A 551-nucleotide genomic window follows, 5' to 3' on the forward strand; every position below is an offset into this window, starting at 1 on the left:
CATCTTGTTGATCAGCTGCTCGTTATTGATTGTTGTGGCCATCGATATACCGTTCCAGATTTGGCAGCATGCCGATCAGTTGAAGATGACCAAGCAAGAAGTGAAAGACGAATACAAAGAAACCGAAGGTAAGCCAGAGGTGAAAGGTCGTATTCGTATGCTGCAAAGGGAAGCGGCACAACGCCGAATGATGGCCGATGTGCCTCAAGCAGACGTTATTGTCACCAACCCGGAGCACTATTCTGTGGCGCTGCGTTATAAGCAGAAAACCGATCGCGCGCCAGTCGTGATTGCGAAAGGTACGGATCACATGGCGATGAAAATTCGAGAAGTGGCACGTGAGCACGACATTACGATTGTGCCTGCTCCGCCACTTGCACGTGCGCTTTACCATACCACTGAGTTGGAACAAGAAATTCCTGATGGTCTGTTTACCGCGGTCGCGCAAGTGCTGGCGTTTGTGTTCCAGTTAAAACAGTACCGCAAACGTGGTGGTCAGCGACCGAAAATTCAAGATTATGACTTGCCAATCCCGCCGGAACATCGTCATT

At 49.9% G+C, this 551-nt stretch carries 1 protein-coding gene; it reads left to right on the plus strand.

The window, feature by feature from the left end:
* The coding region (locus R7R24_RS29555) for a flagellar type III secretion system protein FlhB (RefSeq protein WP_318120569.1) at positions 1 to 551 on the plus strand (551 nt) is incomplete at both ends.

It is taken from the genome of Vibrio sp. 704, from assembly GCF_033339295.1.